This window comes from Granulicella aggregans (assembly GCF_025685565.1).
Classification (GTDB): domain Bacteria; phylum Acidobacteriota; class Terriglobia; order Terriglobales; family Acidobacteriaceae; genus Edaphobacter; species Edaphobacter aggregans_B.
In genome coordinates this window covers 1,616,197-1,631,120 of record NZ_JAGSYE010000001.1, presented here as the reverse complement: position 1 = coordinate 1,631,120, position 14,924 = coordinate 1,616,197, and the positions used below count along the sequence as shown (strand labels likewise).

At 57.0% G+C, this 14,924-nt stretch carries 15 protein-coding genes and 1 pseudogene; 4 read left to right on the top strand and 12 right to left on the bottom strand.

Translation table 11 applies throughout. The features are described from left to right. Positions 1 to 185: 185 nt before the first annotated feature. Complete coding sequence (locus tag OHL18_RS06415) at positions 186 to 809, bottom strand: response regulator (RefSeq protein WP_263373993.1); 624 nt, start codon at positions 807 to 809, stop codon at positions 186 to 188. A 949-nt stretch (positions 810 to 1,758) separates the two neighbouring features. Here OHL18_RS06415 and OHL18_RS06410 point away from each other — a divergent pair. After that, on the top strand, positions 1,759 to 2,535 hold the full coding sequence (locus OHL18_RS06410; RefSeq protein WP_263373992.1) for a response regulator transcription factor: 777 nt from the start codon (positions 1,759 to 1,761) through the stop codon (positions 2,533 to 2,535). Between the two features lie 170 nt (positions 2,536 to 2,705). Here OHL18_RS06410 and OHL18_RS06405 read toward each other — a convergent pair whose 3' ends face one another. The 5 genes from OHL18_RS06405 to OHL18_RS06385 all read right to left on the bottom strand — a co-directional run bounded on the left by OHL18_RS06405 (position 2,706) and on the right by OHL18_RS06385 (position 8,294). Further along, positions 2,706 to 3,143 (bottom strand): DoxX family protein, encoded by a 438-nt coding sequence (locus OHL18_RS06405; protein ID WP_263373991.1) that lies wholly within the window; start codon positions 3,141 to 3,143, stop codon positions 2,706 to 2,708. Between the two features lie 9 nt (positions 3,144 to 3,152). Next, the gene (locus OHL18_RS06400) at positions 3,153 to 4,388 is read right to left on the bottom strand and encodes an alginate export family protein (RefSeq protein WP_263373990.1); all 1,236 of its coding nucleotides are present in this window, start codon (positions 4,386 to 4,388) and stop codon (positions 3,153 to 3,155) included. A 296-nt stretch (positions 4,389 to 4,684) separates the two neighbouring features. Then, positions 4,685 to 6,505 carry an amidohydrolase gene (locus OHL18_RS06395; protein WP_263373989.1) on the bottom strand — a complete coding sequence of 607 codons (1,821 nt, stop codon included), beginning with the start codon at positions 6,503 to 6,505 and terminating at the stop codon, positions 4,685 to 4,687. A gap of 104 nt (positions 6,506 to 6,609) precedes the next feature. Further along, the gene (locus OHL18_RS06390; RefSeq protein WP_263373988.1) at positions 6,610 to 7,530 is read right to left on the bottom strand and encodes a VOC family protein; all 921 of its coding nucleotides are present in this window, start codon (positions 7,528 to 7,530) and stop codon (positions 6,610 to 6,612) included. A gap of 56 nt (positions 7,531 to 7,586) precedes the next feature. Further along, positions 7,587 to 8,294, bottom strand: coding sequence for a hydrolase (locus OHL18_RS06385; protein WP_263373987.1), 708 nt, complete (start codon positions 8,292 to 8,294; stop codon positions 7,587 to 7,589). 239 nt (positions 8,295 to 8,533) lie between these two features. Here OHL18_RS06385 and OHL18_RS06380 point away from each other — a divergent pair, with 239 nt between their 5' ends. Beyond that, the gene (locus tag OHL18_RS06380) at positions 8,534 to 10,153 is read left to right on the top strand and encodes an MFS transporter (protein ID WP_317890466.1); all 1,620 of its coding nucleotides are present in this window, start codon (positions 8,534 to 8,536) and stop codon (positions 10,151 to 10,153) included. A 50-nt stretch (positions 10,154 to 10,203) separates the two neighbouring features. On the opposite strand, the gene OHL18_RS06375 is transcribed toward OHL18_RS06380, so the two are convergent. From OHL18_RS06375 to OHL18_RS23240, 4 genes are read right to left on the bottom strand one after another with little or no spacing between them, the layout of a single operon-like run. Beyond that, positions 10,204 to 10,854, bottom strand: coding sequence for an alpha/beta hydrolase (locus tag OHL18_RS06375; RefSeq protein WP_263373985.1), 651 nt, complete (start codon positions 10,852 to 10,854; stop codon positions 10,204 to 10,206). Next, the gene (locus OHL18_RS06370) at positions 10,851 to 11,831 is read right to left on the bottom strand and encodes a ring-cleaving dioxygenase (protein WP_263373984.1); all 981 of its coding nucleotides are present in this window, start codon (positions 11,829 to 11,831) and stop codon (positions 10,851 to 10,853) included. The genes OHL18_RS06375 and OHL18_RS06370 overlap by 4 nt, the downstream gene beginning before the upstream one ends. Before the next feature lie 35 nt (positions 11,832 to 11,866). Then, on the bottom strand, positions 11,867 to 12,475 hold the full coding sequence (locus tag OHL18_RS06365; protein WP_263373983.1) for an isochorismatase family protein: 609 nt from the start codon (positions 12,473 to 12,475) through the stop codon (positions 11,867 to 11,869). 17 nt (positions 12,476 to 12,492) lie between these two features. Continuing rightward, on the bottom strand, positions 12,493 to 12,768 hold the full coding sequence (locus OHL18_RS23240; RefSeq protein WP_396274010.1) for a DUF1427 family protein: 276 nt from the start codon (positions 12,766 to 12,768) through the stop codon (positions 12,493 to 12,495). A gap of 402 nt (positions 12,769 to 13,170) precedes the next feature. Between OHL18_RS23240 and OHL18_RS06360 the strand changes: the two genes are divergently transcribed. Continuing rightward, the gene (locus OHL18_RS06360; protein ID WP_263373982.1) at positions 13,171 to 13,449 is read left to right on the top strand and encodes a hypothetical protein; all 279 of its coding nucleotides are present in this window, start codon (positions 13,171 to 13,173) and stop codon (positions 13,447 to 13,449) included. A gap of 143 nt (positions 13,450 to 13,592) precedes the next feature. Here OHL18_RS06360 and OHL18_RS06355 read toward each other — a convergent pair whose 3' ends face one another. Both OHL18_RS06355 and OHL18_RS06350 read right to left on the bottom strand, forming a co-directional pair. Then, positions 13,593 to 14,123 (bottom strand): hypothetical protein, encoded by a 531-nt coding sequence (locus OHL18_RS06355; RefSeq protein ID WP_263373981.1) that lies wholly within the window; start codon positions 14,121 to 14,123, stop codon positions 13,593 to 13,595. Between the two features lie 6 nt (positions 14,124 to 14,129). Further along, positions 14,130 to 14,273: a hypothetical protein gene (locus OHL18_RS06350; RefSeq protein ID WP_263373980.1), complete on the bottom strand. Its 144-nt coding sequence runs from the start codon at positions 14,271 to 14,273 to the stop codon at positions 14,130 to 14,132. A gap of 140 nt (positions 14,274 to 14,413) precedes the next feature. On the opposite strand from OHL18_RS06350, the pseudogene OHL18_RS06345 reads away from it, so the two are divergent. After that, a pseudogene (locus tag OHL18_RS06345) lies at positions 14,414 to 14,806 on the top strand (integrase core domain-containing protein); the annotation flags it as partial. Positions 14,807 to 14,924: the final 118 nt, after the last annotated feature.

The following is a 14,924-nucleotide window of genomic DNA, read 5'->3' as shown; positions in this document are numbered from 1 at the left end:
CGTTGATCAACCAGGTGTGATGGTAGTCCTGTAGAACCTGGGCGTGCGCGATGGTAGTTAGCGTTAAGACTCCAGTTAGCGACCTTACAAGATAGACCTCAGAGATCGTTCCGGTCCGCCATCGAAGGCGCACTTTACGAAAACCAGCGGTGAGCGAATTATTTGAATTGCTTTGATGTACGGAACTATCCATCGATGAAGCCCCGTTTCATCGCGATCGTCACAGCATGGGTCCTGTCGTTTGCCCCCAGCTTGGAGAGAATACTTTTCATATGTCCCTTTACAGTCGCCTCCGAGACATTAAGGTGAACGGCTATGATCTTGTTTGGGGTGCCCATCGCCACCCTGCGAAGAACTTCCGTCTCTCGATCACTGAGCGCATCGTCGGTCACATGCTCAGCCAGCTCCGCGGCGATCTCGGGCGGAATGCAGCGGCGTCCGGCATGCACCGTGCGGATGGCATTCATTAGCTCCTTCCGGAGCATGCTCTTCAGAAGGTAGCCGGACGCGCCGGCCTTCAGCGCGCGCAGCGCCTGCGCATCACCCTGGTAGGTCGTGAGCACAATGAAACGGGCTTGCGGGAACTCCTCGCGTATCTCAAGCATCGCTTCGATGCCGTTCATGCCAGGCATCTGCAGATCCATCAAAGTGACATCTGGGCGATGGATGCGGAAGAGTTCGATGGCGTCTTGCGCGCTCGCTGCTTCCGCCACCAACTCGATGTCTTGCTCACCGGCTATGATTGCCGCGATGCCCATTCGGAGAACAGGATGATCGTCAACACAAATCACTGTGATCTTTCTCGTCATGGTCGTCCGACTCCAATCTGTCCCAGCGCGAACCATATCAGACAGATTCAATGCGATCGATTCAGGCCGCTCGAATGAGCCACCGCCGAGGGGCTGCGAGTTCCATTCAATGCCGCTGTCTACCCGGCTCCACAACTCGAGCTGAGCGCCAATCTTCCGCATGCGCCTACAGGAAGATCGTGAACGATAAGATACATTGCCTTGGTAGAGATTTGCACTATCCGAAAGAATAGTTGATTGTCCCTCCGTTCGGGGCTATCTGTCGCCAGCGCGACAGAGTAACCTCACCCGTGTGCAGAGACTATATTCCATGTTCCCAACGGGGACGGCGGGCGCGGCGCTCTTTCTCCTGCGCATTCTTGTTGCCATCAACTTAGTCTGGGAGGGCTCCGCTCACTGGACGCTCGTAACAACAGTATGGGTATCCCTGGCTTTTATATTGCCCGCTATCTTTCTTTGCCTCGGCCTGTTGACTCCTTACGCGGCAGTCCTCAGCTGCCTCATACAACTGGCAGCTACCTGGGAGGTTAAGGGAGAGCATGGCTTTCATCTTGCTCTTTCGATACTGAGCAGCGCGGTAGTAGCTGTCTTAGGTCCTGGCGCATACTCCGTTGACGCTCGTCTCTTTGGAAGAAAGCTTCTTATTGTTTCCCCCCGCCGATAGCTCAATGCGACGCCGCTCTTCTGTCGGGAACCGCACATAGGACCAGCGCAGTCGCTTGTCGTGACGTTCGGATTGGGGGCACCTCATTTCCATCCGAAAGAGCTGTCTGAGACGCCCCCAATGGGGATTTCGTCCCGTCAATAGTATCCAGATAATTACCGCATAACAGAATTCCATTAGCGTGATTCCCATTCTCGAGCTTTGGTATCACGCAACACCATGACTTGTTTGTATTCCCTTGACACGTTGTGTCACAGAAGTCATGGCAGTTCAAAGGTGGTCACCATGCCAGTTCTCGAATTTGCCAGCGAAGTCGTCTTGACTCCTAGGCCCTTTCTAAAGCAGACATCCCTCCGAGATCACCGCGTTGCGGATTGCGAGACCGAACGAGAGATCGTACATCTCGTTGAGGACGACCAGAATGTTCGAACCGAGATTTCGGCCGCTCTGAGCGCAGTTGGGATAGAGGTAATCGCCTTCCCTTCGGCAGAGGAGTACGTGCGATTCAGCGACAGGGAGAGGGCATCATGCGTCATCGTGAACTTCTGCATGCCCGATTGCAGGGGTCTAGAGTTGCTAAGGAAGATGGTGAAGGCTGAAGCTCCCCCGATCATATTCATCAGCGACCACCCTGATGTTGCGTCCGCCGTCTCAGCAATTAAAACGGGCGCGTTTGATTTCCTGACCGAACCACTCGACTCACCGGCGTTACTTACAGCAATTAGAAAAGCCTTCGCATTCAATAGGCGGCGGTGTGCGCAGAAGGCAGAAGCGGCGAAGCTGAGGAGCCGCTTCGCTCGGCTGACACCGCGCGAAAGGGAAGTATTTTCCCTGGTTGTCCGGGGCTTATTGAATAAGCAAGCATCGTCTTTGCTGGGAATATCCGAAGTCACTCTACAGATCCATAGAAGCCAAGTCATGCGGAAGATGGAAGCTGAATCTTTGGCGGACCTCGTCAGAATGTCCATCAAGCTCCGAATTCCGCTCTGGCGTGGGAGTCTGTCTCCCGAAGATTCGGGAGGCGGCCTAAATTTGCCCCAAAAAATGGGAACCCAGATATGAATGTTTGCTCTGCGAGCGGTAACACTAAGGCTCCTGCCACCCTCAATATCGTTGGCCTAGTCCTTTGGGATTAACACTTCCTCGTGGCCCGAGGGGTGGACTTGCTTTCAAGTCGCACAAACTGGTCATCACGGCGCTTGACGCCGGCAACTTCTGGATTAGATTTTGAGCTAACTTGGGGGCTTGAGTTTCCGGCGATACAGTACGGACGTACTTAACAGGGACGTCTGGTTGCCGATGGATGCGACGAATAGCAGCCCCCCGATGATCGCCACATTCTTGAAGAAGTTGATGAGCTGCGGTATGTAGATGCTCTCGCCTTTCTCGAGCCAGAATGGATGGCCCACCCATGTCGCGGGGATCAGGAAGCCAATGAGTGCAACAGCGGCGAGTTCCGGAGCGATCCCGAAGGCCAGCGAAGCGCCGGCGATGACCTCCACGGCTCGCGCAATCCATAAGAGTGTGGGCGCGATGCTGACCGGGGCCCCCCGACCGATCAACTCGCGGAGCGCTTCGCTCTGATCGACAATCCCGAGGCCGTTCAGTAGGAATACAAGCGCAAGAAGAACTCGCGCCGTGATCAGAGAAGCGGTCTGTAAGCGGTTCATGCGACCTCCTTAAAACTTGTACCCGGCCCAGAGCGCCCAATAATTGAGGTCCTTCGCTGGCTGGGTCTGCTTGATGAAGTTGCCGGGGTCGAAGATGCCGTAGTCTGCCTGCATCCAGAGGTGGCGATCTACTTGCCATTTCACCTCAATTCCGGGCCGGTCGCCCACATACCTCGCGCGGCTCGTTCCTGTGGGTCGCAGGAGCGAACCTGGAACCGTATAGATTCCATCCAAGGTGCTTTGCCTCCATTGGAAGACCCAATCGGTAGAGACCGTCACGCCATGCGGGAACTGCGTCTGCAGCCTGGGATGAATGTCCATGAAGTTCACTGGACCGGGGCCGGTCGAGGCAAGAACCCCGAAGTAGTTGCCAAGCGGAAAGATCGGGTTGAATGTGCCAAGATCCTTCTTATTCGGATCGTCGCCGCTGGAGAGATCCGCCTTCACGCTCACGCGGGGGCGCAGTGGAGTATCGAGGAAGCTGTAGCCGTGGTCCGAGGCGACTGTCCAAGCCCTGATCCCTCCTGTACCAAAGCTGCCGAACTGCCAAACCGCTTCGTCGTCGAAATCCCACCGCTTTTCTTTCAGGGCGATCGGCCTCCAAAGCCGAACGCCAAGGGTGTGACGCAGTTCATGAGCCGTTCCACGATTGAACGTCGCGGACTGACGATCGAGTCCCAGGTAGTAGCCGTCCGCGGAGGCAAGCTTCGTTACTGGACGGGTTGCGTACACTCCCCAGAACTCGGTCGCGTGGTTCGGCGCGTTGTTGAAGAAGCCAGGTTTGTCGAGATCGGGGCGCACGGCCCAGCCGTCGACGTGCCAACCGCCAACCTTACCCCGGACCTTGAAACCGTCGAAGCTCTGGCGGACATTTGGGCCTTCCCTAACCGAGACGAGTCTGCCAGACCCATAGTTCAGCTCCTGGCGGCCAACGCGGAGTTTGATAAAGTCACGATCCTCTCGCTCACCGGCAGTGCCAAACTCAAGGTAGGCCGCGAGGAAGTCGAGTCGCTTTTCGTCGATGATTCGCGGGCCGCCAATACGATTGTCTTCGAGGCCACTCTTCAACTGGACGAAGGTACGAAGGTGCGGGCCGTAATGCGTGTCCACGTGGACCATGTAGCGCTGGAGAAGATAGCCATTCCAATAAGGGGTCTGACCGAACTCGTCATTGCCGATCTGCTCCCATACCTCGCGGATCTCACCCCCAACAGTCGAATACCACTCATCGCTCTTCCAACTCATTGGAATGTATTTGACTGGGTCCCAGATGTCTCGCCGCAGCGCTTTCTCTCTCAGGAAAGTCCAGTCTTCATCCTCCCGCAAAATCTTGTAACTTCGGTCGGCTGGAGGTGCTTCGGTGAGTACGCCCGTTTGCCCGAACATAGGCGAGAGAATGCCGAGTGAGAGACTGAACGCCGCGATGACTTTGCGCCGTCGGCCGTGTTGTCTCAATCGGGGTTGCATGGCACCTCTCTGGTCTGAAGAGTCGGAATCGAGACTCGGCTCTGCTCCGGCCTCGGCGCGCCTACTTCCTTCACCTAGAACGCAAAGCAATCGCAGCCAAGACTCCATACACCGCCATCGCTCTGCACATACCGATGCCGGTGTGCTGTTTGCGCGACTGGCTGCTGCGTCCGTGCATGGACAGCTGCGGGATACAAATTGTTCTTCGCGTAGCCTCCATAAGTCTTGACGGGCGACCAATCTGGGCTGACCGGCAACGACGGCGGCGCGAGCGGCTCAAAGTTATCCGCCGCATAGACCACCTTGCCGCCCGTGACCGTCAAGACCGACTCTAGATCGCGAATATCTTCTTCAGGGATGGTGAAGAAGTCGGCGGAGAGCACAGCCAGGTCCGCGAACTGACCCACTGCGATCGAACCTTTCTTGCCATCCTCCGACGAAAACCAGCTCGAACCAATTGTGTAAAGCCGCAGCGCCTCCTCGCTGCTCATGCGGTTTTCTTGCGGATAGAGTCCCAATCCGCCGACCGTCTTGCCCGTGATTAGCCAATAGAGCGAGAGGAATGGATTGTAGCTGGAGACACGGGTGGCGTCAGTCCCCGCGCCGACCGAAATTCCGAGCTCCAGCATCTTGCGGATTGGCGGTGTGTGCGCCGCTTGTTGTTTGCCGTAACGATCAACAAAATACTCGCCCTGGAAGGCCATCCGGTTCTGGATCGCGATTCCGCCACCGAGAGCCTTGATGCGTTCTAGGTTGCGCTCCGAGACCGTCTCGCAGTGGTCGAAGAACCAATGCAGTCCCTCCAGCGGGACATCGCGGTTTACCCTCTCATAGACATTCAGCGCGTGGGAGATCGTCTCGTCATAGGTCGCATGAAGCCGGAATGGCCAGCGGTTTTCGGCAAGATGGCGCACCACCGCCTCCAGCTCCCCTTCCATCACCGCCGGCACATCGGGACGTTCAACCAGGAAGTCCTCGAAGTCTGCTGCGGAGAACACGAGCATCTCGCCAGCGCCGTTCACTCGAAAGTAGTCGTCGCCCTGACCAGGCTTGACCATTCCCGTCCAGCGCTGGAAGTCGGACAACTCCTGCTTTGGCTTCTGTGTGAAGAGATTGTAGGCGATGCGTAGGGACATATCGCCGCTCTTATGCAGCTCGTTGATAACTTCGTAGTCGTCGGGGAAGTTCTGGAAGCCGCCACCGGCGTCGATAGCGCTGGTCAGCCCGAACCGATTCAACTCGCGCATAAAGAGACGCGTCGAGTTGAGTTGGTCTTCGTGCGAAAGCTTCGGCCCTTTGGCTAGAGTCGAGTAGAGAATGTTTGCGTTCGGCTTGGCGATAATCATGCCGGTCGGGTTGCCGTTGCTGTCATACTCGACCTCGCCGGCAGGAAATGACGGAACGTTGCCCTTCGTATAACCAACGGCGCGCAGTGCAGCCCCGTTCAGCCACGCGCGGTCGTAAAGGTGAAGCACAAAGACCGGGACCTCTGGCGCTGCCTCATTGATCTCAGCGATCGTCGGCATGCGCCGCTCGGCAAACTGGAACTCATTCCAGCCGCCGACAACCCGCACCCATTGAGGCGGAGCGGTCCGCTGTGCCTGTTCCTTGAGCATGCTTAGCGCGTCGGCCAGTGACGGTACTCCATCCCAGCGCAGTTCCATGTTGAAGTTGAGGCCGCCACGGATGGTGTGGATATGCGAATCATTCAATCCCGGGATCGCCGTATGCCGCTTTAGGTCGATGAGCTTTGTGCTGGGCCCCTGAAGCGCGAGCACCTCGCCGTCAGTTCCGATGGCCGTAATCTTGCCATCTTCGATAGCAACCGCTTCCACGAAGCGCGGGGTGCCGTTTGTAGCGATCTTTCCGTTGTAGAGAATTGTGTTGGGAACCATGAAAGACTCCTTTTGGGTTGAGTTACTGGGCTCGCAAAAGCGCACAGATCCTGCCGCCGCTCGCGGAGCGGAGCGGTAGCGGCGTACTAATAAGGCATATCTGGCTACTTCTTGAGTGCGTGGACCTCGGCGATATAACCGCCCGGGAACTGCACGATCGACTCGCTGCGATCTCCTGCGTCGTACGGACCCCACAGGACACTCGCTCCGGCTTTCTTCGCCTTTGCTAACGTCGAATCCAGGTCCTTTACCTCATAGCCGGTGAGTTCTCGACCGAACGGGTAAGGAAGGTGACCGTCTGTCACTAGGATCGTCAGCTTGCCGAACTTCGATTCGATACGGATACGTCGGTACGTTGTCCCAGGCCGGCCTATCTCAGCCCCATCGGAACTCTTCTCTTCGGCGACTAACTTGCCTCGTGTAAACGCCAGATACTGGCGGGCGAATTGCTCCGCGCGGTCTGGTGAGACATATACTCGATTCTCCGGTACGTACTCCAACGCCTCATAGCTGGGAGCTGTCGTGTGCCAGTAGAGTTGGGTCTTCACTCCTCCATCCCACTGAACGACCGCATCGAGTCCAATCGGATCCTTGAACGGTTCCACGACGATCTCGGCACCGGACGCTCGGGCTGCTTTGACAGCCTCCGGCAGATCAGTCACCAGCAGACCGGTCCGCTCCAATCCAAATGGATATGGAATCGGCGTATCAAAGGCAAACACGGAGAGATTGCCGGATGGCGTCCAGACATACTGAAACTCGGTGCTGCTTGCCTCGGGGAGAACATTTGAGACGATCTTCTTCGAGGTATGCCCGCCAAATGTCGCTGTGAAACTCGTGACAAACGCATTAAGGTCCGCAGGCGAGACATAGACGTGGGTCGTGTCATACTGCGATCCCACAGCCAACTCGCCGCCTGCAGCGAAATCATGGCTGGCGCTCTGTGCCATAGACGAATGAGAGAGCACGGCCATCGCCAAGATGGCCGTGCCCAAGGCCGTGCTCGCTTTACGAAATGACAACATGGTTCGCTCCTTTGCTACAAACGTCCAGGCAACGAAGGTGAGCCAGATTTGTTGTGTTACTTGCCGACCAACGCCGCGCCGGGAATCACATACTCCGGGAACTTCGTTGGCTTGGCTCCGTGGATCATCGTGTATGCATACTCCACCCCGATCCCGTATTCGCCTTCGTGGTTCTTCACCACGTCCATCACGGCAGCATAGGTATCGGTCAGGCCCCAGTCCCGCTGCCACTCCAGCATCACGGAAAGCGCTGTCACGGGCTTCGCTCCCGCCTGGATGACGCGTTTCATCGCGTTCTCGTGCGAGAGCGCGCTCACGTCCCCGCAGCAGTCCTCGACGACGTAGACCTCATAGCCGTCGTACATGGCCTGGATCGTGGCGAGCGCAACGCAGGTTTCCGTCCAAAGACCCGACAAGACGATCTTCTTCTTGCCCGTCTTCGCGACGGCTGCGACGAAGTTCTTGTCGTCCCATGAGTTCATGGACGTCCGCTCGATCGGCTTCTGGTCAGGAAACAAAGCCTGGATCTGCGGCCAGACGAGCCCGCTGAAGCTCTTCGTCTCGACGGTTGAGAGCACATTGGGAACACCAAAGATCAAGGCCGCTTTGGCTAGAACGACATTGTTGTTGATCACTGCCTGGCGATCGAAGTTCGTCACCGCGAAGAGCATCTGCGGCTGAAGATCGATCTGGACAAGGACGCAGTTGTGAGGAGTCAGGAGACCCTTCTCGCTTCGCTCCGCAATATGGAATGGACTGGACATTGCATTCTCCTTTGATGGTTCGTGTCATAGATTGCCGCGAGTCTTCTATGCGGTAATCGCAAAGACCGCTTCGGATCAAGTTCACCTTATGCCTGAAGGTAGAGCGTGCCTATCATCAATTTCTATTAGTCGGCGCGGATACCCTCACTAATAGAAAGTCGTGATACTCCTTCCTTTCTGCGGCACTTATCGTGAGTGAAACGTTGCGCGTAAATCTGTGAAGGGAGTGTTCCGTCCCGATGAGCATGAGCTCGACTTCGGAAGAAACAAGCGGCGCTTCCAGTCCTCCCTCTTCTTGGAGTCCGCTTCGGGGCACGGCATTCCGGTCGCTCTGGCTCGCCACGCTCGTCTCGAACTTAGGCGGCTGGATGCAGGCCGTCGGCGCCGCTTGGTTGATGACCTCGATCACGACCTCGCCGATGCTGGTCTCTCTGGTACAAACCGCTGCCGGCCTTCCCATATTCCTCCTTGCTCTTCCTGCAGGCGCTCTGGCAGACATCTTTCCGCGTCGGCTCCTCCTGCTCGTAAGCAATTACTCCCTGTTGGCGGTTGTCTCGGGACTGGCGGTATGTACGCTATCAGGTCGTGTAACTCCGGCTGCACTGCTGGCATTCACATGTGGAGTCGGTCTGGGAGAAGCCTTGGAGGCTCCGCCCTTTCAAGCGATCGTCAGCGACTTGGTTCCGAAGTCACAGCTCGTCGCGGCTGTTTCGCTCAATAGCGTTGGCTACAATCTGGCGCGCGCAATCGGGCCGGCTTTGGGCGGCTTTGTAGTGGCAAGGTTCGGTGCAGGAACTAACTTCGCTGTCGATGCCTTATCGTTCTCTGCTGTTCTCGTTGTGCTGCACCGGTGGCGCGAGACAGCAAAGAAGTCCGTGCTGCCCGCCGAGCGTTTCACAGGTGCGGTACGCGCGGGGCTGCGATACGTTCGCTACTCACCCGAACTAAGGACGGTGTTGGTGCGGACCGCAAGCTTCGTGGTCTCAGGCAGTGCTCTATGGGCGTTGCTACCGATAGTCGTGCGTGAGCTCAAGCGGGGACCGTCGGCGTATGGTGTATTGCTTGGATCATTAGGTGCGGGAGCGCTCATCGGCGCTGCCATGCTTCCATCTATCAGAGGTCGGCTGTCTTTGGATGCTCTCGTGGGGACCGCGACCGCCTTCTTCGGAGTCGCTACCCTTGCTTCGGCGTTCGTCCACTCCTTCCCCATGCTCATCTTGCTCATGCTGCTGGCTGGAGTTGGCTGGATCGCGCTGCTATCGAGCTTGAACGTCGCGACGCGAGCTGTGGTGCCAGCCTGGATTCAAGCGAGAGCGCTTGCGGTATATCTTCTGGTCTTTCAGGGCGGCATGGCGCTTGGCAGCCTGATCTGGGGTGCCATGGCGACTCATTTTGGTGTTCGTGCAGCTCTCGCTGCCGCAGGTGCATTTCTGCTGCTAACTATCCCGCTTGCTGTGAGCCACTCTCTCAAGGGTGGCCAGGCAATGGACCTTGCTTCGGCCCCCACCTGGCCCGAGCCGCAAATGTCTATCGACAGGCCGCAGGACTCAGCTCCAGTGTTAGTGACGGTACAGTACAAGATCGATCCTCTGCGGCTACAGGAGTTTCGTGGCGAAATGGAAAAGATGGAGGCATTTCGCCGGCGGGATGGGGCACTTCAATGGGGTCTCTTTGCGGATCCCATCACGCCAGGATGTTACCTCGAAGAGTTTGTGGTTGAGTCATGGCTTGGCCACGAACGCCAGCATGAGCTTGTGACCGTTACCGATCAACTGCTTCATGATCGTGTGTGGGCGCTTCATCTGGGAGCAGAACCGCCGCGGGTCCGGCACTTCATCGCCGACGAGCGCCCGCGATAGAGATCGCTCAACATCAAACATCCCGTTGATCACGGCGTGAATGCTGCGGCTCAGCGCGAAGCGAAGAAGGCATCATGCAGCAGTTGGTGGACAACCTCTAGCTCGTCGCTGCTGATCGTGTGCGCGCGGTACTCATACCGTTTGATGTTCACATCGGCTCCCATCGCACCGAAGATCCGCGCCGACTCCTGCACTCGGCTCCACGGAACATGCGGGTCTGGATCGCTCGAACCAAAGAATGCCGGTGTGCCCGCCAGATTGCCTCCATGAGTCAGTTCGCTACCCAGCGGTCCGATCAGGCCTCCAGTAAGGGCAAACAATCCCGCATATCGTCTGGGATGGCTCGCTACGAACTCTGTTGCAAGACACGCCCCTTGAGAGAACCCGCCAATGGCCACGCGGTCTGCCCCGATACCAGCTTGATCAAGCATGTCTACGATTGCCTGCACTTTGCCGAGGGCCGACGACAACCAGGGTTGATTCGAGTCAATTGGCGCTAGAAAGGAATTGGGATACCAGCTATTTCCCAGAGCCTGCGGGGCGATATACGTCAGTTCCGGCAGCTTAATTGGACAAGCCAGCGAAAGAATGTCGTCTGCCGAACCGCCCCTCCCATGCAGCAGGATGACAGCTCCACCCGCCTCCTTCATGGGAGCCCCAGACATTCGAACAGCGCCAAGCCGGTGCGGATCGAGATTCATAGTGTTTTCCCTCCATTACAAACCTCAATCGGCGGCATCTCCTTGTGCAGCGTGATGGGTGCCAGCCGCTTTTCGATTGACTCCCGTCGTGGCTCCAGCCATTCGGGGATGCGTAAAGCCTCCCCCAGCGATTCGATTGGCTCGTCGAGCGAAAAGCCCGGCGGGTCCGTCGCAAGCTCGAAGAGCACGCCTCCCGGTTCTCGGAAGTAAATCGAATGAAAGTAGGTCCGATCAAGCACAGGAGTCACGTCCAAATACTTCGCAATCCCTTCTCGCCATTCACGCTGCGCGGCATCGTCCTTGGCCCGAAACGCGATGTGATGCACGGACCCAGCACCAGGGCGCCCGTAGCCGCCGACCGGATCGATCAGCAGGTCGATGTGGTTTCCAAGAGCGTCACCTTCCGCTCGAAAGCGTAGCAGATTGCCTTCCTCAGCGACTTTGTGGAATCCCATCATATTGAGAATCTTCGTGGTCTCACCCTCTTGCTGCTCATAGAGCGTGACCCCGAAGAATCCACGGATCGCATACTCCGACGGCACGGATGCAAAGCGCGGCGCATTCGCTTCGCCCGCATCTGCATGAATAACGATCTCGATCTTCATGCCATCGGGATCGGCAAAGGTCAGCACATCTTCCTGAAAACGACGCCCTGAACGTTCCACCAATATCCTTTGATCGCTGAGACGCTGCAGCCAATACTCAAGCGAACCGAGAGGCACACTGAATGCCGTTCTGGTAACCTCGCCGAGCCCCGTAGTTCCTCTGGCGGCGTGAGGCCACGGGAAGAATGTGAGAATCGTCCCCGGCGAGCCAGCGTCGTCGCCGAAGTAGAAGTGGTATGTCCCCGGATCGTCGAAGTTGACAGTCCGCTTGACGAACCGAAGCCCAAGTACCTGGGTGTAAAAGTCGAGATTCTGTTGCGGATCAGAGGCGATCGCAGTGACGTGATGTAAACCGACGATTGGCGCTGGCATGAATTGTTCCTCGAACGCGATGTGGTCTCTGGGATTCAGGTCGGGTGAATCATCGTGCGTGCATAGGCTAGCCCCATCCCATACCCGCCCCCGTTCTCTTCAACAATCGCCCGGGCCGCCTCATAGGTTTCGTGGTGAGTCCAGTCGCGCTGAAACTCCAGCAAGACTTGAATCCAGCTTACGAGCTGGGCCCCTGCCGCCTCCATTCGTCGCAACGCAAGTTCGTGACCGGCAGGGGTCAACCCGCCACAGGTATCACCGACAACAAAAACTTCAAAACCATCTTTCAGCGCAGAGAGGACGGGAAAGGAAACGCACGCCTCGGTAAGGAATCCGGCGATGATGAGACGCTTCTTGTTCGCTGCCAGCACCGCCGACCGCGCAGCCTCGTCCTCCCAAACGTTCATGCTTCTGCGCTCGATGGATTTGACTGCGGGCAGCACCGCCTGCAAGGCAGGCAACAATGGGCCACTGTAAACATGCGACGCCGATGTGGAGGCAACCACTGGGACGCTGAACGCCGCAGCAGTCTTTGCCAGGGCAACGGCGTTCGCCACCAGTGGTTGCCGTGGACTTGACTCAACGCCAAAGCCAAGTCCGGCCTGAAAGTCCACCAGCAGGAGCACACAATCCTGCGGCTTCAAGAGAGAATCGTATCCACTCATGCTCTAGTCCTTTCTTTTGTGCCTTGCGATGCCAAGGGTCTATCGCGCATCTCTTCGCTCGCTGTGTTGCCTGACGGCCCTCCGCAGAGATAAGAGGTAGTCGCCGGACGATTTCGCCGGTTCAGAAACGTGTTTGTCGACGAGTAGCCAAGCGTCATCGCGAGTACCAACAAGGCACCAGGGACAACGGGCGGGCTGCCAACGGGGATATCGAAAAACCGGCATCCCACACCGACCGCGAAACTAATCAAAAGACCGAGCAGCAACTTCATCGTGCTACCTCCCGAGCTAGAGTCGTCATGGGCAATCACAGCAACCATTAATGCTTGCTTCGAACTCCGACCACAGTATTCCTTCCCTACGCTCACGGCACCAGGCGTCGGGTCGATTCAAAGAGAAACCGCGCTCGCCGCTGCGCCTGGTCAATCCAGTTCTCCACACAGGGCCTCATGGAATACGCTTATGAACGTCTATATCCCTATGCGACGGTATCCACACGTGGAAGAGAAGACAATCATGTACTTCTATTAAATCGAGGACTCGGCGAGGCACAGCTTTTAGTGCCTCTGGCTCGGCGCTGACAACTGAGGATGAGAGCGGGATAGAGAGTGAGATGTGAAATAAGTCCCCTGAAGCGAGGGAACTGTAGTCTAGGCGGCAGCCAGGAGGATCTCTTGAAGTTAGCTTCAGACTCATTTTGGGAAGGGTTTCTGGGTGCAGGCCTGTTTGCCCGATTAGGGTTGCCGGGCAAATCCCAAGAGGCCCCAGAGTCCAAGAGATATGCGTTCGCCCTTAGCGTGTGCAGCCTGATCAATTTGGCTGCGATGTTTCTTGGCTTCTTCGTTCTGAGAAGAAGCGGGCATGGGATGGTTTCCTACCGCATCATGGCTTTTGCAATGCTCTGGCTCACGGCAGAATTCCTTCACAGCCGGAATCGCCGGCTTCGGGCTTGAGTTGCGGATTACCCTAATGCGCGATCCTTGGCGCATCTTGATGAAAGGGGAGAGACCCTATCATCCATCGGCGAGAATGAATTGCTCTTCGTTACCCTGTTGCGTTTGCCGTACCCTGTGTGAACAGCGTGCGATGCAGCGATTTAGAGCACGATTAGATTCCGAGCCTCGAAGACTACGTTCCGCTTGAGAAATTCGGGAGATGATCGCTGCACACGACGGAACCGCATGGCGCGGACTTCGGGCGTGATGTCTCCCCAGAAGTCGTAGATCTCTGGCAAGACATACTGCGGATCGTCGATCCAGTCGGGAAGGTCGAGGTCGTACCGGCGACACAGGTACTCCGCCGCACCTGCGAGAAGGGCTCCACGCTCGAGCCCGAGAGTCTCGGGAGGCGGCACAGCAAAGAAGTCGGCGAGCCTCCAGTAGAAAAACTCGTGCAGGAAATTCGACCAGGCGTGCTCGAACGCGGGCCACGTACCCGGCAACGGATCAAGGTCCTCCGGATAGTCGGAACGGAAGGCTTCGACCGCCTTACTCAGTTCCGCGAAGTTTGCAGGCCGGGAACTCTTATAGCCAAGCGGTCGCACCGGCGGGACGTGCGCGTCGATAATTGCCCACGCGATCGCGTCCATCCGGTCCCTGTTTCGTTCGGCGTCGAGATTCCGTCCCACCGTTCACTAATCCGTGGTCTTGTCGCCGAACTGGAGCCTGAAGCGAAAGCTGATTTCGAGCCAGCTATCTTCGTCTTTGCTGTGCGCCGGAGCTTGGTGATCCCTAAATTTGGTCAACGCCGCCCGCAGCTTTGAGTACAAGTCGATCATGGCAATACCTCAGAGGGAATGGTTCGAATGTAGCCTAGCACCGAAAAGCACAGAGAAAAAGCGGCCTGACGATTGCTCACCGATGCTAATGGGTCAGATGCCGACGGCCTGTGGTGATCGGCCTCGGTATTTTTGGACCAGAGGTTGGTCAGAGCTTGAAGGGCGACGACGTGGTGCGCACTCTGAACAAGATGAAACTCGACCGTGGCGTCCCCAAGGTGTTGTTCTGTGATAACGGCAGCGAGTTCACCAGTCACGCCATGGACTTGTGGACCTATCAGAACGGGGCAAAGATCGACTTCTCAAGGCCCGGCAAGCCGACTGACAACGCCTTCGTAGAAAGCTTCAATGGGACCTTCCGCGCCGAGTGCCTGAACACCCACTGGTTCATGAATCTGAAGGAGGCAAAGCATCTGATCGAAGCCTGGAGACGCGAATATAATGACAGTCGTCCTCACGCATCTCTCGCGGACAGGACGCCAAGCGAGTTCGCCAGCCAGTACGCGGCTAGCCGCGTACTGGCTGGAACCTAAACCGGTCGAAGACTAACTCTGACCTTGGTATAGAAATGCTGGGCCCTTCATCAATGCGCTACACTAGCGATCCAACTGGTACAAACATCGGTCTGGCCACCCCGACTTAGCGCCGAAC